Source organism: Gemmiger sp., from assembly GCF_057431175.1.
Window position 1 is genome coordinate 43,664 of sequence record NZ_DBMDDV010000017.1, and the last position, 17,088, is coordinate 60,751.

Genomic DNA, 17,088 nt, shown 5'->3' on the forward strand with positions numbered 1-17,088 from the left:
TTACGTGGGCGTTTGCGGGTAAGCCGCGGGCCGGGCATGCCCGGCCCCTACCGATTCTCGTCCGGCACAAACTCCAAAATATCCCCCGGCTGGCAGTCCAGCGCCTTGCAGAGGGCTTCCAAGGTCGAAAACCGCACGGCCTTGGCCTTGTTGTTTTTCAAAATCGACAAATTTGCCGGGGTGATGCCGATTTCCTCAGCCAGCTCGCCCGCACCTTTGTGACGACGGGCCATCATGACATCCAAATTGACCACGATAGGCATAGCACCGCCCCCTTAAATCGTCAGATCCAGCTCGTCCTTCATGCGGACGGCCTGTTCAAAAGCGTTTTTCAGCACCCGGACGATGAGCGCCATAAACGCCGCTGCCACGCCCAAAAACGCAAACGGAAGGTAGATGCCCACCCCCGCAGGCAGGCAGAGCACCGCTGCGCCCACGCAGCACCAGCTGATGCGCCGCAGCGCTGTGACGTTGGCGGGCACAAAAATCTGCCCGGCCTCGATGCGGCGCAGGAATTTGTACAGGCTGAACAGCATCCCGAACGCCAGCACCGCGCACAGGTAGCCCAACACCAGCAACACCGGCCCTGTGCGCGGCGGCAGCGCGTGGGCCGTGACCATCCAGCGGGTCAGCCATGGGCCGGATATTGTCATAATGGCGCTGCCCAAAATGGCCGTCGCCACGACCACCCGGGTCAGCGTGATACTTTTGCGGTCGTTCCAATGGTAGTTCATAGGTAGCTCTCCTGTTGCTGCAAATGGTTGTTATTGTAGGGACGGATGCAGGCATCGCCCCCTGCATGTGGCCTGCCCCCGCTTTCATTGTTTGCAGTATACCACGGCGCATATCGTTTTACAAGCATTTTTTTATTGTTTTTCGATAAATTTGTAAAACCTGCAAGATTCATTTGCGTATTGACACAAAATGTTGTATCATAGCTGTGTATCGAAACAAAAAAGAGGGGTGCACCGCATGAAATTACCCTTTTGCCGGGCCGCGCTGCTGGCTGCGGCGCTGGGCGTCTGCCTGGTGGGCTGCAAGCCCGCTGCCACCGATGAGCCTGCTGCCTCCGCCACAGCCGAAACAGCCGAGGTCGCTGCCACGCTGACGCCCACGGCCGCGACGACCGCACAGCCTGTCGCCGCCGAAATCGGGACCGTGCTGCCCGCCACTGAGGACGCGGGCCGCAGCTACCTGGACGAGACGCTGTTTATCGGCGACTCAAACACCGTGCGCTACACGATGTACGCCGACGAAACCGGCACGGCCTTTGCATCGGTGGACAACAGCATCGGTGTCGTCAGCATGGGCGCTGGTGCTATTACCACGCTGAAATGTGAAAAATTCAAGGGTTCCTCCACAATGTACACCGTGCCGGAGGCCGTGGCGATGCTCAAGCCCCAGCGCATCATCATCTGTTACGGCACCAACAACCTGGGCGGCTCGTCCACCGACGCGACCAGCTACATCAAGACCTATTTGCAGGGCTTGCAGGCCATCCAGACTGCGTGGCCCTACTGCGATATCATCGTCAGTGCCATCCCGCCGCTGGACAAACAGCGCGAGAACACCAACCTGACCATGACCCAGGTGGACGCCTACAATGCCGCACTGGTGACAATGTGCGAGGAAAACGGCTTTAAGTTTTTGAACAGCGCCGAAGTCCTGCGCGACGCCGCCACCGGCTGGGCCAAGACGGATTACACGCTGTCCGACGGCGTGCACCTGTCAAAAACCGCCGTTACAGCGTACTTTGACTATGTGCGCACCCACGCCTATATCACCGAGGACCGCCGCCCGCAGCCGTTGGGGTCCATCCCCCAGCCCGACGGCGTCCCTGCGAACCTTATCACCAGCGACCCGATAGCCGTGCGCGGCGCGAAGGTCCCGCTGGAATTTGTCGCTACAAACGGCGGCAAGGTCAGCGGCTCCACCAGCCAGCTGGTCAAGAAAGGCGGCACCGCCAGCGCCGTGACCGCCGTGGCTGACGAGGGCTTTGTCTTTGCGGGCTGGACGGCCAGCTCCGGCGGCAGTTACAGCAGCGCGACCATCAGCTTTACAATGCCCCAGAACGCCGACGCGGGCGGCGTGGTGCTGACGGCGCACTTCAAGGCCGACGCCCACGAGCACGAGTATGTTGAGGTCGAGGGCACCAAGACTGCCGCCACCTGCCTGAAGGCCGGGTCCGCCAAGTACAAGTGCAAAATCTGCGGCGAAGTCGTCGAGAAGGACATTAAGCCGCTGGGCCACGACTGGGATGACGGGGTGCAGAAGGGCGCGGAAATCATCTACACCTGCAAGCGCGAGGGCTGCGGCGAGACGAAGGTCGAGGCCGCCAAGGCCACGCCGTCTCCCTCCCCCTCCCCTACGCCGGTCGTGACGACGGCACCAACGGCAGTGCCCACCCAGGCACCGACGCCGGTGCCGACGGCAGTACCCACCGCTGCGCCGACCGCCGTGCCCGCCACACCCGAGCCAACGGCAGTGCCGACACCGACACCGGAACCGCACACCCATGATTTCCAGCTGATCAGTGACACCACCACCTGCACGGCAGCCGGCACAAAAACCTACCAATGCAGCTGCGGCGAGACAAAAACGGAGGAATCTGCCGCACTGGGGCACAGCGGCGTTGAGCAGCCCGACGGCAGCGTTGTGTGCTCCCGCTGTAACGAGGTTTTGCGGGCCGCACCTGCGCCAGAACCAGTTACGCCGAGTGAACCAACAACGGAAAGTGACACCCCCACCGAGTAACCACCATGTAGGGGCCGCACATATGCGGCCCGCAGCTTTCCGGTAAACGACCGTTTGCCTTCCACGTGCGGACCGGGCATGCCCGGCCCCTACAAGTCCGAATGAAAGAGGAATCCATGTCTGAAACTACCACCCCGCAGCGCCCGAAAAACGGGGCGCTGATACGCCGTTTTCTTCCGTATATGGTCAAATACCGCGGCGTGCTGGCGTTTGATCTGTTCTGCGCCGCGCTGACAACGCTCTGCGATATTGCGCTGCCCACCATCATGCGCAACCTGACAAATACCGTCAGCGCTGCGGCCCTTACCGTGGACGCCGTGCTGAAAATGGCGGCGCTCTACTTCGTATTGCGTGTCATCGACGGCGCGGCCAGCTACTTTATGTCCGGCATCGGCCACATCATGGGCGTACATATCGAGACGGATATGCGCCGCGACGCCTTTGACCACCTGCTGCGGCTGGACCACACTTACTACAATAACACGAAGGTCGGCCAGATTATGGGCCGCATCACCAACGATCTGTTTGACGTGACCGAGTTTGCCCACCACTGCCCCGAGGAATTTTTCATTGCGGGCATAAAGATCGTGGCATCGTTCGTTATCCTCTGCCAGGCCAGTGTGCCGCTGACGCTGGTGGTGTTTGCCTGTGTGCCGCTGATGGGCGTTGTGTCGGTCAAACTCAACCACAAACTGCGGGAGCGGTTCCGCCAGCAGCGATTCCAGATTGGTGAACTGAACGCCACGATTGAGGACAGCCTGCTGGGCCAGCGAGTCGTCAAGGCGTTTGCGGCGGAAGATTTGGAGCGTGAAAAGTTTGAGCAGGGCAACCGTGATTTTGAGAACATCAAGACGCTGGGCTACTATGCCATGGCCGCGTTCAACACATCCACCCGCCTTTTTGACGGCCTGATGTACTTTGTGGTCATCCTGGCGGGCGGTCTGTCCCTTGTGTATGGGGCCATCAGCGCGGGCGATCTGGTTGCCTACGTGCTGTACGTGTCCACGCTGATCGCCACGATCCGCCGCATCGTCGAATTTGCCGAGCAGTTCCAGCGCGGCATGACCGGCATCGAGCGCTTTGCGGAAATCATGGACACCCCCATCGCGATTGCCGACGCCCCCAACGCGAAGGACTTGGAAGTCAAAGAGGGCGGCATCGACTTTGACGATGTGAGCTTTGAGTACCCCGACGACCACAATAAAGTGCTGCGCCACGTAGATCTGCACATCCTCCCGGGCGAGAATGTCGCGCTGGTCGGGCCGTCCGGCGGCGGCAAAACGACGCTGTGCAACCTGATTCCCCGCTTCTACGACGTGACTGGCGGCACCATCCGCATTGACGGCCAGGATGTGCGCAGCGTAACGCTGCACAGCCTGCGCAGTGCCATCGGCGTGGTGCAGCAGGACGTGTATCTTTTCAGCGGCACAGTGGCGGAGAATATCGCCTACGGCCGTCCGGGCGCGACCCGCGCCGAAATTGAGGAAGCTGCCCGCCTGGCTGGGGCTGACGCCTTTGTCCGCGCCTTGAAGGACGGCTATGACACCTATGTCGGTGAGCGCGGTGTCAAGCTCTCCGGCGGGCAGAAGCAGCGCCTCGCCATTGCCCGCGTATTTTTGAAGAACCCGCGCATTCTGCTGTTAGACGAGGCCACGAGTGCCCTGGACAACGAGAGCGAGATTTTGGTCGGCCAGAGCCTGGACAAACTGGCGAAGGGCCGCACAACGCTGACGATTGCCCACCGCCTGACGACCATCAAGAACGCCGACCGCATCCTCGTTTTGGGCAAGGACGGCATTGAGGAAGAAGGCAGCCATGAAGAGCTGCTGGCGAAGCAGGGCGTATATTATAGGTTGTGGAATGGACTGGTGAGCGGGGAAACCTTGTAAAACGGCTTCTCCCTTGGGGGAGAAGCTGCTCGCGAAGCGGGCTGATGAGGGGAGATTTACCCCCGCCGCCCCTTACCGGGCAATCATGGCAAGTCCGCCTCTCATCCGGCCTTCGGCCGCCTTCCCCCATCGGGGGAAGGCTTTTTTATTTGCTCCATCATCCTCTTCATATTCAAGCAGAACGTCATCAAATTCGACACCACCATCACCCCCAGGAACCCCATCATGCCATATTTCGGCACAACAAACCAGATGGCTGTGATGCGCAATATCGAGTCCAGCAGCGAATAGCGGAACGTCGCCAGCTGCTCCCCCAGGCCCTTCAGCACGCCGTCCACCATGCTTTCCAGGTACATGAACGGCGCGACAAAGCCTAAAATCTGCACATACCGTCCGACCTCGGCGTCGTGGTAGACGAACTGCGCCAGCGGCGCACCGAACACCACAAATCCGGCCCCTGCCGCCAGCGAGAATGCGCCGGTCAGACGCAGCATCGTGAAAATCAAGCGGCGCATGGCGGCGGTGTCTCCCTTGGTGTGGGCGCGGGTGATTTCCGGCATCAGCAGGCCGGACAGCGCCCCCAGCACCGAAAACGGAAAGAACAGCAGCGGCAGCGCCATCCCTTTCAGGCTGCCGTACTGGGCCACAGCCTCGGTGCGGCTGCCGGTGCAGAGCGCCAGCGTGTAGGGAATCAGACTGCTCTCGGCCGCCTGCAGGGCGCTGGCCAACAGGCGGCTGCCCTCGACCGGCCAAAGAATATCGTAGAGTTCCTTGCGGGTGTAGGGGTGCAGCGGGGCGCCTGGACGGGGCACAAATTCCGGCGTGCGGGCGGCAAACGCCAGCATGACGCCGCAGGAGACGCCCTCGCTGACCGTGTTGCCCAGCAGCACGGCGGCGCAGCCGTACCCCGCGCCCCACTGGGCCAGCGCCCGCAGCCCCGCCACGGCAACAGCCATCCGCACCAGCTGCTCGATGAGTTGCGCTGTGATATTGGGCTGCACCCGCCGCGCAGCCAAAAAGCACCCCCGCACCGCTCCGGACACCGCCATAAACGGCAGGCTGGGGGCCAAAATCAGCAGCGCGGTCTCGGCGCGGATATCGTGCAGCAGGTACCGTGCGCACGGCCCGGCCAGCACGGCCTGCGCCACCATGGCTGTTGTGCCGAAGCCCAGTGCCGTGAAGCACAACCCACGCAGCGTCTCAGCCATGCCGCTGCCCCGGGCCAGGCTTTGGGCCGCCAGCCGCGCCGACGCCACGTTGATGCCCGCCGTGGCGAAGGACACAAACACCATGTACAGCGCCAGAATCAGCTGGTACAGGCCCATGCCCTCGCCGCCCAGGTAGGCTGCCAGCACAACCCGGAACCCCATGCCCAGCGCCCGCAGCACCAGCCCCGACCCGGTGAGCAGCGCCGCGTTTTGCAGATAGGTCTTGCGTTTGCTCATACGCCGCCCCCTTCCCCTGCTGATGGGTATGCGGGGAAATCGGTCGGTATGACTTGCAGATTATCTGTTTGCTGTGCTAAGATATACGTAGGGCGGGGTGAGGTCAGGCCGCCCTGCAACCTCAAGGCATCACCGCACAATTCCCGCCTAACGGCTCAAGCACCGCTCCGGCGGCTGCGGCACGGCATCTGCGTTGCCAAAATGCTCGATAAGACATCCAGTATTATCTGCGCTTTTGGCTTAGCAGCTGCCGCACCTCGCTCGCCGTATCGGCACTTAGAATTATGCGGTATTGCCTCAAATAAAATGGGAGATTTTTACCATGAATCAAGCCACTACCATTGCCGCATACTTGCGGGAAAAATTACCGTTCGCCCCGGATATTGCCCTTGTGCTGGGGTCGGGCCTGGGCGGGCTGGCAGAACAAATTGAAAATGCCGTCATCATCCCCTACCGCAGCGTGCCGGGGTTCCCTGTGTCCACCGCGCCGGGGCACGCCGGGCAGTTTGTGGCCGGGCAGCTGGCGGGCAAAAACGTCCTGTGTATGCAGGGGCGGTTCCACTATTATGAGGGCCACGACATGGCCGCCATTGCCCTGCCTGTACGGGTGTTCAAGGCACTGGGCTGCCGTGCGCTGGTGCTGACCAACGCGGCGGGCGGCGTGAACTGGGATTTCAATGTCGGCGACATCATGCTCATCACCGACCACATCAACTTTATGGGCGCGAACCCCCTGCGCGGCACAAACGATGACAGCATCGGTCCGCGCTTTTGCGATATGACCCACACCTACACGCCGGAATTGCAGGAAAAAGCGCTTGCCGTTGCCAAAAAACAAAACATCCTGCTGCAAAAGGGCGTCTACCTCGGCTACATGGGGCCGAGCTTTGAGACCCCCGCCGAGATACGCGCGTTTCGCGTTTTGGGTGCGGACGCCGTGGGCATGAGCACCGTGCCCGAGGCTATCGCCGCCAGCCACTGCGGTCTGCCGGTGGTGGCACTGAGCCTGATTACCAACATGGCCGCCGGGATGGCGGGCAAGCGGCTGGACGGGGCCGAAGTCATCGAGATTGCCGACCGGCGCGGTCCGGTGTTCCAGAAGTTGGTCAAGGGAATCGTGGAAGTGTTATAAAATCATGCCAGGTCGTTTTTAAATTTGTGAGTGTTCTTGCATTCCGGCGCGATTTTTGGTAAACTGGAGAAAGAGCAATTTTTAAAGGAGCAAACATACCATGAGCGAATGTACCCACGATTGCAGCAGCTGCAGTGCCAGCTGTGACCACCGCGCACCGCAGCATGAGCCGCCGCACGAGCGCAGCCGTATCCAAAAAGTGATCGGCGTCGTTTCCGGCAAGGGCGGCGTCGGCAAAAGCATGACCAGCGCGATGCTGGCCGTCTCGATGCGCCGCCTCGGCTTCAAGGCCGGTGTGCTGGACGCTGACATCACCGGTCCTTCCATCCCCCGCCTGTTCGGCGTCAAGGGTCCCGCCACCGGCGACGGCACCAGCATCAATCCGGTTTGCAGCCGCACCGGCGTGGAAATTATGAGCATCAACCTTCTGCTTGATGACCCAGAGGCCCCCGTTGTCTGGCGCGGCCCCGTCATTGCGGGCGCTGTCAAGCAGTTCTGGCAGGAGGTTGTGTGGGACGTTGACTTTCTCTTCGTCGATATGCCCCCGGGAACCGGCGATGTGCCGCTGACCGTCTTCCAGACGCTGCCGGTGGACGGCATCGTCATCGTGTCCAGCCCGCAGGAACTGGTCGGCATGATCGTCGGCAAAGCCGTCCAGATGGCCCAGATGATGCACGTGCCCATCCTCGGCTTGGTCGAGAACATGAGCTACGCCGTCTGCCCCGACTGCGGCAAGCATATCAACGTGTTTGGCGACAGCCATGTGGACGAGATTGCCGACAAGTACAAGCTGCCGGTGCTGGCGAAAATGCCCATCGATCCCGAGCTTGCCAAGGAGGCCGACGCGGGCATGATCGAGGTCTTTGCGGGTGATTACCTCGACAATGCAGCCCGGACCGTGGCAAAGCTGCTGAAGAAGTAAAACGCTGCGGCGTTAAATTTTGAGGAGGCACCTGCTTATGAAAAAGTTCTTTGAAGAGTTCAAGGCCTTCGCCCTGAAGGGCAACATGATGGATATGGCCATCGGTGTTATCATCGGCGGTGCGTTCTCCACGCTGGTCACTTCCCTGACCGACTACCTCATCAGCCCCATCCTGGGCATTCTGGGCAAGGTGAACTTTGACGCCATGATGTGGGACGTTTTCGGCGATGGCAAGCTGGTTTTTAAGTATGGTGCCTTTATCACGGCTGTCATCAACTTCCTGATCATGGCTTTTGTGCTGTTCTGCATCGTCAAAGCTATGAACAAACTGATGGAGATGGGCAAGCACGAGGAAGCCGCCCCCGCTGAGCCGGAGGCCCCCGCCGCCCCCACGCAGGAAGAGCTGCTGGCCGACATCCTTGCTGAGCTGAAAAAGCAGAACGAGGAAAAAACGGCGTAATTTTCGCTTTATTACCAACAACAGCGCAGAGCCAGTGCAGCCCTGCGCTGTTGTGTTTTTTAGAGAATGGTGAACCAGCTGCCGGAGTAGAGACTTCCTTGTCAAAGGGAGGCTTTCTTATCGCTCGCTGCTTAATTTTATTAAGTTTAAACTTCGATAATGAAATTTTCAAACGTTTTGCGCTTAATTTCCGTAAAATCTTCTGCTTTAGGATTGTAAAGCGCCTGGTTCTATGGTATGATGCAGACAAGAACAAAGACGTTCCCACAAGGGGCTTATGCGCCCCTTCGGGGACGTCTTTTTTGTTACCCCAAAGGCCGCAGCGTTATGTGCGTAGCTGCGTTGCTTTTGCATTGGGAAAGGAGCAGACAAGGCATGGAAAACTTTACCGAGCGCAGCACCCCCGCCGGGCTGTACAGCCCACAGTTTGAGCATGACAACTGCGGCATTGGTGCCGTGGTGGATATCAAGGGGCGCAAGAGCCACAAAACCATTGATGATGCACTGCAAATCGTGGAGCATCTCGAACACCGCGCAGGCAAGGATGCCGAGGGCAAGACCGGCGACGGCGTCGGTATCTTAACGCAGATCAGCGACAAATTTTTCCAGAAAGCGGCGGCCGAGCTGGGCCTGGAAATCGGCAAAGAGCGTGAATACGGCATTGGTATGTTCTTTTTCCCACAGGATGAACTCAAGCGCAACCAAGCCAAAAAGTTGTTTGAGATCGTCTGCAAAAAAGAGGGGCTTCCCTTCTTAGGCTGGCGCGAAGTCCCCACCTGCCCCGAGGTGCTGGGCCACAAGGCCATTGCCTGTATGCCTAGCATCTGGCAGGGCTTTGTGGGCAAGCCGCAGCGCGTAGAGGCGGGCATTGCCTTTGACCGCCGCCTGTATGTCGCCCGCCGCGTGTTTGAGCAGTCCAGCCCCGACACCTACGTTTGCAGCCTGTCCAGCCGGACCATCGTATATAAAGGTATGTTCCTCGTCAAGGAGCTGCGCCTGTTCTATCCCGACTTGCAGGATACAGACTACGAGTCCGCCATCGGCATGGTACACAGCCGCTTCTCCACCAACACCGCCCCCAGTTGGAACCGCGCCCACCCCAACCGCTTTATCCTGCACAACGGCGAGATCAACACCATCCGCGGCAACGTGGACACGATGCTGGCCCGCGAGGAGACCATCGGCTCCAACTACTTAAAGGACGATATGACGAAGGTTCTGCCCATCGTCAACCAGGGAGGCTCTGACTCTGCCCAGCTGGACAACACCCTGGAATTTATGGTCATGAACGGCATGGATCTGCCGCTGGCCGTCATGGTGACCATCCCCGAGCCTTGGGACAACAACAAATCCATGGACCCGAAGAAGCGTGATTTCTACCAGTATTACGCCACGATGCTGGAGCCGTGGGACGGCCCCGCCAGCATCCTGTTCAGCGACGGCGACGTCATGGGCGCGGTGCTGGACCGTAACGGCCTGCGTCCCAGCCGGTACTACATCACGAAGGACGGCCGCCTGATTTTGTCCAGCGAGGTCGGCGTGCTGGATATCCCTGCTGACGAGGTCGTGCGCAAGGATCGTCTGCGCCCCGGCAAAATGCTGTTGGTGGACACCGTCAAGGGCGAGCTGGTGGACGACGAAAAGCTGAAGGCCGACTACGCCAGCCGCCAACCCTACGGCGAGTGGCTGGACCGCAACCTGGTTCCGCTGTCCAGCCTGAAGGTGCCCAACAAGAAGGTGCCCAGCTACACGAAAGACCAGCTCGTCCAGCTGCAAAAGGCCTTCGGCTACCGGTATGAGGACGTATCTACGATCATTCTGCCGATGGCGAAGAACGGCGGCGAGCCTGCCGGGGCCATGGGCAGCGATACCCCGCTGGCCGTTTTGAGCCACACCCGCCCGAGTTTGAGCGAGTACTTCAAGCAGATGTTCGCCCAGGTCACGAACCCGCCCATCGATGCCCTGCGCGAGAAGATCGTCACTTCCACCACCGTATATGTCGGTGCCCAGGGCAATTTGCTGGAAGAGGATGCCGACAACTGCAAGGTGCTGAAAATCGAGAACCCGATTCTGACCGAGACTGATCTGCTCAAAATCAAGGCGATGGATGTGCCCGGCTTCAAGGTCGTGACACTGTCTATCTGCTATTACAAGAACACTGACCTGGAAAAGGCCATTGACCGCCTGTTTGTCGATGTGGACCGCGCCTACCGCGACGGCGCCAACATCCTGATTTTGTCCGACCGCGACATTGACGAGTACCACGTCGCCATCCCCAGCCTTTTGGCTGTGGGCGCAGTCAGCAAGTACCTGGTCCGCACCCGCAAGCGCACGGCTATGGCGCTGATTCTGGAAAGCGGCGAGCCGCGCCTGGTGCATGACTTCGCAACGCTCTTGGGCTACGGCGCAGCGGCCATCAACCCGTACCTGGCGCAGGAGACCATCGGCGGGCTGATTTCCGACGGCCTGCTCGACAAAGATTACTATGCCGCCGTCGAGGATTACAACAAGGCCGTCCTCGCGGGCATTGTCAAAATCGCGTCCAAGATGGGCATTTCCACCATCCAGTCCTACGCGGGCAGCCAGATCTTTGAGGCACTCGGCATCTCGAAAGAGGTCGTAGACAAGTACTTCACGAACACCGTCTCTCGCGTGGGCGGCATCACGATTCAGGACATCCAGAACGATCTGGAGGCCCGCCATCAGGAGGCCTTTGACCCGCTGGGGCTGGACATCAACCGCGAGCTGCCGAGTCTGGGTGCTCACAAGTACCGCGGCGGCCCCGCTGCCGAGCAGCACCTGTACAATCCGCAGACCATCCACCTGCTGCAGCAGGCCTGCTGGACCGGCAGCTACGACATCTTCAAGCAGTACACGGCGGCCGCCGCCAATGAGGGCGGCGATGCGATGCATCTGCGCAGCCTGCTCGACTTCAACTACCCTGAGGCGGGTATCCCGCTCGACGAGGTCGAGAGCGTGGACTCCATCGTGAAGCGGTTCAAGACCGCCGCCATGAGCTACGGCGCGCTGTCCGAGGAAGCCCACGAGTGTATGGCCATCGCCATGAACCGGCTTGGCGGCAAGTCCAACACCGGCGAGGGCGGCGAGGCCGAGGACCGCTTCGGCACAGAGCGCAACTCCGCCATCAAGCAGGTGGCGTCCGCCCGCTTCGGCGTCACCAGCAAGTATCTGGTATCCGCCAGCGAAATTCAGATCAAGATGGCGCAGGGCGCCAAGCCCGGCGAGGGCGGCCAGCTGCCCGGCGGCAAGGTCTACCCGTGGGTCGCCAAGACCCGCAACTCCACGACCGGCGTGGGGCTCATCTCTCCCCCGCCGCACCATGACATCTACTCGATCGAGGATCTGGCACAGCTTATCTACGATTTAAAGTGTGCCAACCGCAAGGCGGCCATCAATGTCAAGCTGGTCAGCGAGGCCGGTGTCGGCACGATTGCAGCCGGCGTGGCCAAGGCGGGTGCCGAGGTCATCCTGATTTCCGGCTTTGACGGCGGCACCGGCGCGGCGCCCCGCAACTCCATTCACAACGCAGGCTTGCCTTGGGAGCTGGGCATTGCCGAGGCACACCAGTGCCTCATCATGAACGGCCTGCGCAGCCGCGTCCGCATCGAGGCCGACAGCAAGCTGATGAGCGGCCGCGATGTTGCCATCGCCGCTCTGCTGGGTGCCGAGGAATTTGGTTTCGGCACCGGGCCGCTGGTGGCCATGGGCTGCGTCATGATGCGCGTCTGCAATCTGGACACCTGCCCCATGGGCATCTGCACCCAGAACCCCGAGCTGCGCAAGCGCTTCAAGGGCAAGCCCGAGTACATCATGAACTTCATGCGCTTCATGGCCGAGGATCTGCGTGAGTATATGGCAAAGCTCGGCGTGCGCACCGTTGATGAACTCGTCGGCCGCACCGACCTGTTGAAGGTCAAGGCCGTGCCCGCAGGTTCCCGCGCCAGCGAGATGGATCTTTCGGCCCTCTTGCAGAACCCCTTGGTCGAGAACTCCAACGTACATTTCAACGCGAAGGATGTCTACAACTTCCAACTGGAAAAGACGCCCGACATGAAGGTGCTGATGAAGAAGTTCAAGAAGAATTTCGATTCCGCCGAGCCGAAGCCCAGCACCGTTACGCTGGATGTCGGCAACACCGACCGCGCCTTCGGCACGATCTTCGGCAGTGAAATCACCGCCAAGTTCGGCAACACCTTACCGGAAGATACCTTCCATGTCGTCTGCCACGGCTACGGCGGCCAGAGCTTTGGCGCGTTCATCCCCCAGGGCCTGACGCTGGAACTGGTCGGCGACGCCAACGACTACCTTGGCAAGGGCCTGTCCGGCGGCAAGCTCGTCGTCTATCCGCCGAAGGATGCCGCCTTTGACCGCAGCGAAAACATTGTCATCGGCAACGTGGCGCTCTACGGCGCAACCGGCGGCAAGGCGTTCATCAACGGTGTTGCGGGCGAGCGCTTCTGCGTGCGCAATTCCGGCGGCGTGGCCGTCGTTGAGGGCGTGGGCGACCACGGCTGCGAGTACATGACCGGCGGCACGGTAGTCGTGCTTGGCAAGACCGGCAAAAACTTTGCAGCCGGCATGAGCGGCGGCATTGCCTATGTCCTCGATGAGGACTGGGACTTCTACCAGCGCGTCAACAAAGACATGGTAAGCCTGGAGCCCGTGGAGCATAAGTACGATGTATCGCTGTTAAAAGACCTGATCCGTGAGCACGTCGAACTGACCGGGTCGCCGCGCGGCAAGGAAATCCTCGACAACTTCGGCGAGTATCTGCCAAAGTTCAAGAAGGTCCTGCCCCACGACTACGACAAGATGCTGCGCCTGATTGCCCAGATGGAAGAGAAGGGCGAGGACAGCGAGCAGGCCCAAATCGAGGCGTTCTACGCCATGAAAAGCGCAAAGTAAGGGAGGCAGAGTATCATGGGCAAACCGACAGGATTTATCGAGATCGCGCGGCAGACCAGTTTAGAGCTGCCGCCCGAGGAGCGCATCCAGAATTTTAACGAGTTTCACGTCCCGCTGCATACCGACGAGCAGCAGGCCCAGGGCGCACGTTGCATGGACTGCGGCGTCCCCTTCTGCCAAAGCGGTGTCCAGCTGGGCGGTATGTTCAGCGGCTGCCCGTTGAATAACCTGATCCCTGAGTGGAACGACCTGGTCTACCAGGGCAAGTGGGATCTGGCCGTACACCGCCTGATTGCCACGAACCGCTACCCAGAGTTCACCAGCCGGGTCTGCCCCGCCCTGTGCGAAGCCGCCTGCACCTGCGGCAATGTCACCGGCGACCCGGTCACGGTCAAGGAGAACGAGCGTGCCATCGTGGAATACGGCTACGAGAGCGGCGCGATCCATGCTGTGCCGCCCCCGGCCCGCACCGGCAAGACCGTGGCGGTCATTGGCGCAGGGCCTGCGGGCCTGTCCGTGGCGGATCTTTTGAACAAGCGCGGCCACCGCGTGACCATTTACGAGCGCGAGGACCGCGCGGGCGGCCTGCTGATGTACGGCATCCCAAACATGAAGCTGGAAAAGTGGGTCATTGACCGCCGCGTGAAGATTTTGCAGGACGAGGGCATAGAGTTTATCTTTAATGCCGATGTCGGCAGCACCGTCAGCGCCGACGAACTGAAAGCCCGCTATGACGCCGTAGTGCTCTGCTGCGGGGCAAAGAAAGCCCGCGACATCACCGCGCCGGGCCGCGACGCCCAGGGCATCTACTTTGCCGTGGATTACCTGACCAGCGTGACCCGCAGTTTGCTGGATTCGAACTTTGCCGACGGCAAGGCTGTGAATGCCGCAGGCAAGAAGGTACTGGTCATTGGCGGCGGCGACACCGGCAACGACTGTGTGGGCACGGCCATTCGCCAGGGCTGCGAGAGCGTCATGCAGTTAGAAATGATGCCCTGCCCGCCCGCCGCCCGCGCCCCCGGCAACGATTGGCCGGAGTGGCCCCGCGTGCTGAAAACCGACTACGGCCAGCAGGAGGCCATCGCCAGGTTTGGCAGTGATCCCCGCGTCTACCAGACAACGGTCAAAGAGTTCTACAAGAACGAGGCCGGCCAGGTCTGCGGTGCGCTGATCGCCAAGCTGAAAAGTGAGGTCGTCGACGGCCGACGCCAGATGGTGCCCACCGGCGAGGAGTTCACCGTGGACTGCGATCTGGTCTTGATTGCCGCAGGCTTTACCGGGTGTGAAGCGTATGTGGCGGATGCGTTCGGCGTTGAGCTGACGAAGCGCGGCACCGTGGCCGATGTGAAATACGCCACCACCGACCCGAAGGTGTTTGCCTGCGGCGATATGCGCCGCGGTCAGAGCCTGGTCGTGTGGGCGCTGCGCGAGGGCCGCGACACCGCCGCCGTGGTGGATGAAAAATTGATGGGGTATACGAACCTGTGACCTACTTTCTTTGAAAAGAAAGTAGGCAAAGAAACCTAAAACCTTAACCCATACATGGGCCGCCCCGTAGGGGCCGGGCATGCCCGGCCCTCCTGCCTTCCCGCAAACGCATATCTCCCATAACGCCGCGGGCCGCACATGTGCGGCCCCTGCAAAGCAGCCTCCGCAACGTATCGGCCTTTCGATACGCTGCGGGGGCTTTTTTCTTGCAATTTCCTGCCCTATCCCCTATACTATAACCACCTCCTGCCACGATTTTTAACATTTTCTCCGCCATCCTGTAAAACCATGTTGGTGTTCATTTTCTTCTGCTTTTGCTATACTTGTTAAAAATCATAGCAAAGGTGTGACAAATATGAGAAAGCACTATCTCGACAACATCCGCTGGGCAACTGTGCTGCTGGTGGTTTTGTACCACGCCATTTTTATGTACAACCATGTCGTGACGGCGGGTGTCGTGGGGCCGGTGACGGACTGCCGCTGGCAGGACGCGCTGCAATATCTGCTGTACCCATGGTTCATGGTCGTGCTGTTTCTGGTCAGCGGTGCGTCGGCGCGGTACGCGCTGGACAGCCGCAGCGGCAAGGCGTTTTTTGCAGAGCGCACGCGGAAATTGCTGGTTCCTTCCACGCTGGGACTGCTGGTGCTGGGCTGGGCGCAGGGGTATTTCAACATGGCGTTCAGCCATGTGTTTGAAAATATCCTCTCCGGGGTGCCCGCACCGGTGCTCTATTTGATTATGACGGTATCGGGTATTGGCGTTCTCTGGACCTGCCATGTGCTGTGGGTCTGTGCCCTGGTACTGCTGGCCGTGCGCCGCATCGAGTGCGGGCGGCTGCTGGCAAAATGCGCGTCGCTCCCCTGCTGGGCTGTCGCAGCGCTGGGTGTGGCCGCCTGGGTGTCGGCCCAGGTGCTGAACCCGCCCATCATCCAGGTGTATCGGTTCGGCATCTACATTTTCAGCTATCTGGCTGGGTACTACGTCTTTTCGCAGCCGCAGGTCATGGACGCGCTGGCCCGCCGGGCACCGATTTTGTGCGCCGTGGCCGCCGCGCTGGGGCCGGTTTACCTCTGGCACAGTTGGGGCAAGAACTACGCCGTGGCTCCCAACGTGAACAGCCCCCTGGCCATCGCCTACGGCTGGGCGGCCTGCCTGGCTGTCTTTGGCGGCATGAAGCGCTGGGGCGACCGCACCGGGCCTGTGGCCGCGTTCCTGGCGCGGCACAGTTTTGGGCTGTACGTCTGCCACTATCTGGCGCTGTCGGCGGCGGCCTATGGGCTGGTGTGCTGCCTGCGCTGGCGCGGCGCGGTGGTATACCTGCTGTCCGCCGTAGCTGCCTACGGCGGCGGGCTGGCGCTGTATGCCGTGCTGCGCCATGTGCCGGTGGTGCGGTACTGTGTTTTCGGCATTAAAAAGGAGAAGCCCCATGTTTTGTGATAACCTTGTCTCCCTGCGAAAATTGCACGATCTATCGCAGGAAGAACTAGCTGACCGGCTGCAGGTCAGCCGCCAGACGCTCTCGAAATACGAGACCGGGGAAAGCCTGCCCGACATTGAGCGCTGCAAGCAGCTGGCGGAAATTTTCGGCGTCTCGCTGGACGATCTCGTCAACTATGACACAACCGCTACCGGGCTGAACGTACCGCCCAAGGGCAGGCACGCCTTTGGGCTGGTCACGGTCGGCGATAAAGAGCAGATCGTAATACCGGCGAAGGCACGCAAGATTTTCAACATCCAGCCCGGCGATAAGCTCATTGTCCTGGGCGACGAATCCCAGGGCCTGGCCCTGTTGAGCGAGAGAGACTTTTGGGCGATGGTACAGCAAATGCGAAAGGATTGACCCATGAAAATGTACGAAGTCACCACCCAATCAAGGAATACGTCCCCCAGGCCTTGCAGGGCGCCGCTCCTTTGATCGTGGCTGAGGACGCCCCCTACAACCTAGGGCAACACCGCACAATTCCCACCTTACGGCTTAAGCACCGCTCCGGCGGCTGCGGCACGGCATCTGCGTTGCCAAAATGCTCGATAATGTCGGGTTGCGGTACCCGCATCGTGCTTCGGGGGCAAA

The 17,088-nt window shown here is 60.5% G+C and carries 12 protein-coding genes; 9 read left to right on the plus strand and 3 right to left on the minus strand.

Going from position 1 to position 17,088, the window contains the following annotated elements:
- Window positions 1-47 precede the first annotated feature (47 nt).
- Together ACZO0A_RS07670 and ACZO0A_RS07675 are read right to left on the minus strand one after the other, a co-directional pair.
- Complete coding sequence (locus ACZO0A_RS07670) at window positions 48-263, minus strand: helix-turn-helix domain-containing protein (RefSeq protein ID WP_215691490.1); 216 nt, start codon at window positions 261-263, stop codon at window positions 48-50.
- Between the two features lie 12 nt (window positions 264-275).
- Window positions 276-734 (minus strand): DUF2975 domain-containing protein, encoded by a 459-nt coding sequence (locus ACZO0A_RS07675; protein ID WP_215691491.1) that lies wholly within the window; start codon window positions 732-734, stop codon window positions 276-278.
- 238 nt (window positions 735-972) lie between these two features.
- On the opposite strand from ACZO0A_RS07675, the gene ACZO0A_RS07680 reads away from it, so the two are divergent.
- Together ACZO0A_RS07680 and ACZO0A_RS07685 are read left to right on the plus strand one after the other, a co-directional pair.
- The gene (locus ACZO0A_RS07680) at window positions 973-2,754 is read left to right on the plus strand and encodes an InlB B-repeat-containing protein (RefSeq protein WP_302376160.1); all 1,782 of its coding nucleotides are present in this window, start codon (window positions 973-975) and stop codon (window positions 2,752-2,754) included.
- A 116-nt stretch (window positions 2,755-2,870) separates the two neighbouring features.
- Window positions 2,871-4,643 carry an ABC transporter ATP-binding protein gene (locus tag ACZO0A_RS07685; protein WP_291213086.1) on the plus strand — a complete coding sequence of 591 codons (1,773 nt, stop codon included), beginning with the start codon at window positions 2,871-2,873 and terminating at the stop codon, window positions 4,641-4,643.
- A gap of 101 nt (window positions 4,644-4,744) precedes the next feature.
- Here the strand turns inward: ACZO0A_RS07685 and ACZO0A_RS07690 are convergent, their stop codons facing one another.
- Window positions 4,745-6,088, minus strand: coding sequence for an oligosaccharide flippase family protein (locus tag ACZO0A_RS07690; protein ID WP_486846193.1), 1,344 nt, complete (start codon window positions 6,086-6,088; stop codon window positions 4,745-4,747).
- Between the two features lie 322 nt (window positions 6,089-6,410).
- Between ACZO0A_RS07690 and ACZO0A_RS07695 the strand changes: the two genes are divergently transcribed.
- The 7 genes from ACZO0A_RS07695 (at window position 6,411) to ACZO0A_RS07725 (ending at window position 16,857) form a co-directional block, all read left to right on the plus strand.
- Window positions 6,411-7,220, plus strand: a complete 810-nt coding sequence (locus ACZO0A_RS07695) for a purine-nucleoside phosphorylase (RefSeq protein WP_302371519.1) — start codon at window positions 6,411-6,413, stop codon at window positions 7,218-7,220.
- Window positions 7,221-7,320: 100 nt separating this feature from the next.
- The gene (locus tag ACZO0A_RS07700; RefSeq protein ID WP_215691496.1) at window positions 7,321-8,142 is read left to right on the plus strand and encodes an Mrp/NBP35 family ATP-binding protein; all 822 of its coding nucleotides are present in this window, start codon (window positions 7,321-7,323) and stop codon (window positions 8,140-8,142) included.
- Window positions 8,143-8,179: 37 nt separating this feature from the next.
- Window positions 8,180-8,602 (plus strand): large conductance mechanosensitive channel protein MscL, encoded by a 423-nt coding sequence (gene mscL, locus ACZO0A_RS07705; protein WP_418757323.1) that lies wholly within the window; start codon window positions 8,180-8,182, stop codon window positions 8,600-8,602.
- A gap of 375 nt (window positions 8,603-8,977) precedes the next feature.
- On the plus strand, window positions 8,978-13,528 hold the full coding sequence (gene gltB / locus ACZO0A_RS07710; RefSeq protein WP_486846194.1) for a glutamate synthase large subunit: 4,551 nt from the start codon (window positions 8,978-8,980) through the stop codon (window positions 13,526-13,528).
- Window positions 13,529-13,543: 15 nt separating this feature from the next.
- The gene (locus ACZO0A_RS07715; RefSeq protein ID WP_291232337.1) at window positions 13,544-15,016 is read left to right on the plus strand and encodes a glutamate synthase subunit beta; all 1,473 of its coding nucleotides are present in this window, start codon (window positions 13,544-13,546) and stop codon (window positions 15,014-15,016) included.
- 355 nt (window positions 15,017-15,371) lie between these two features.
- On the plus strand, window positions 15,372-16,454 hold the full coding sequence (locus ACZO0A_RS07720) for an acyltransferase family protein (protein WP_302376155.1): 1,083 nt from the start codon (window positions 15,372-15,374) through the stop codon (window positions 16,452-16,454).
- Window positions 16,444-16,857, plus strand: a complete 414-nt coding sequence (locus tag ACZO0A_RS07725) for a helix-turn-helix domain-containing protein (RefSeq protein WP_302376153.1) — start codon at window positions 16,444-16,446, stop codon at window positions 16,855-16,857. The genes ACZO0A_RS07720 and ACZO0A_RS07725 overlap by 11 nt, the downstream gene beginning before the upstream one ends.
- Window positions 16,858-17,088: the final 231 nt, after the last annotated feature.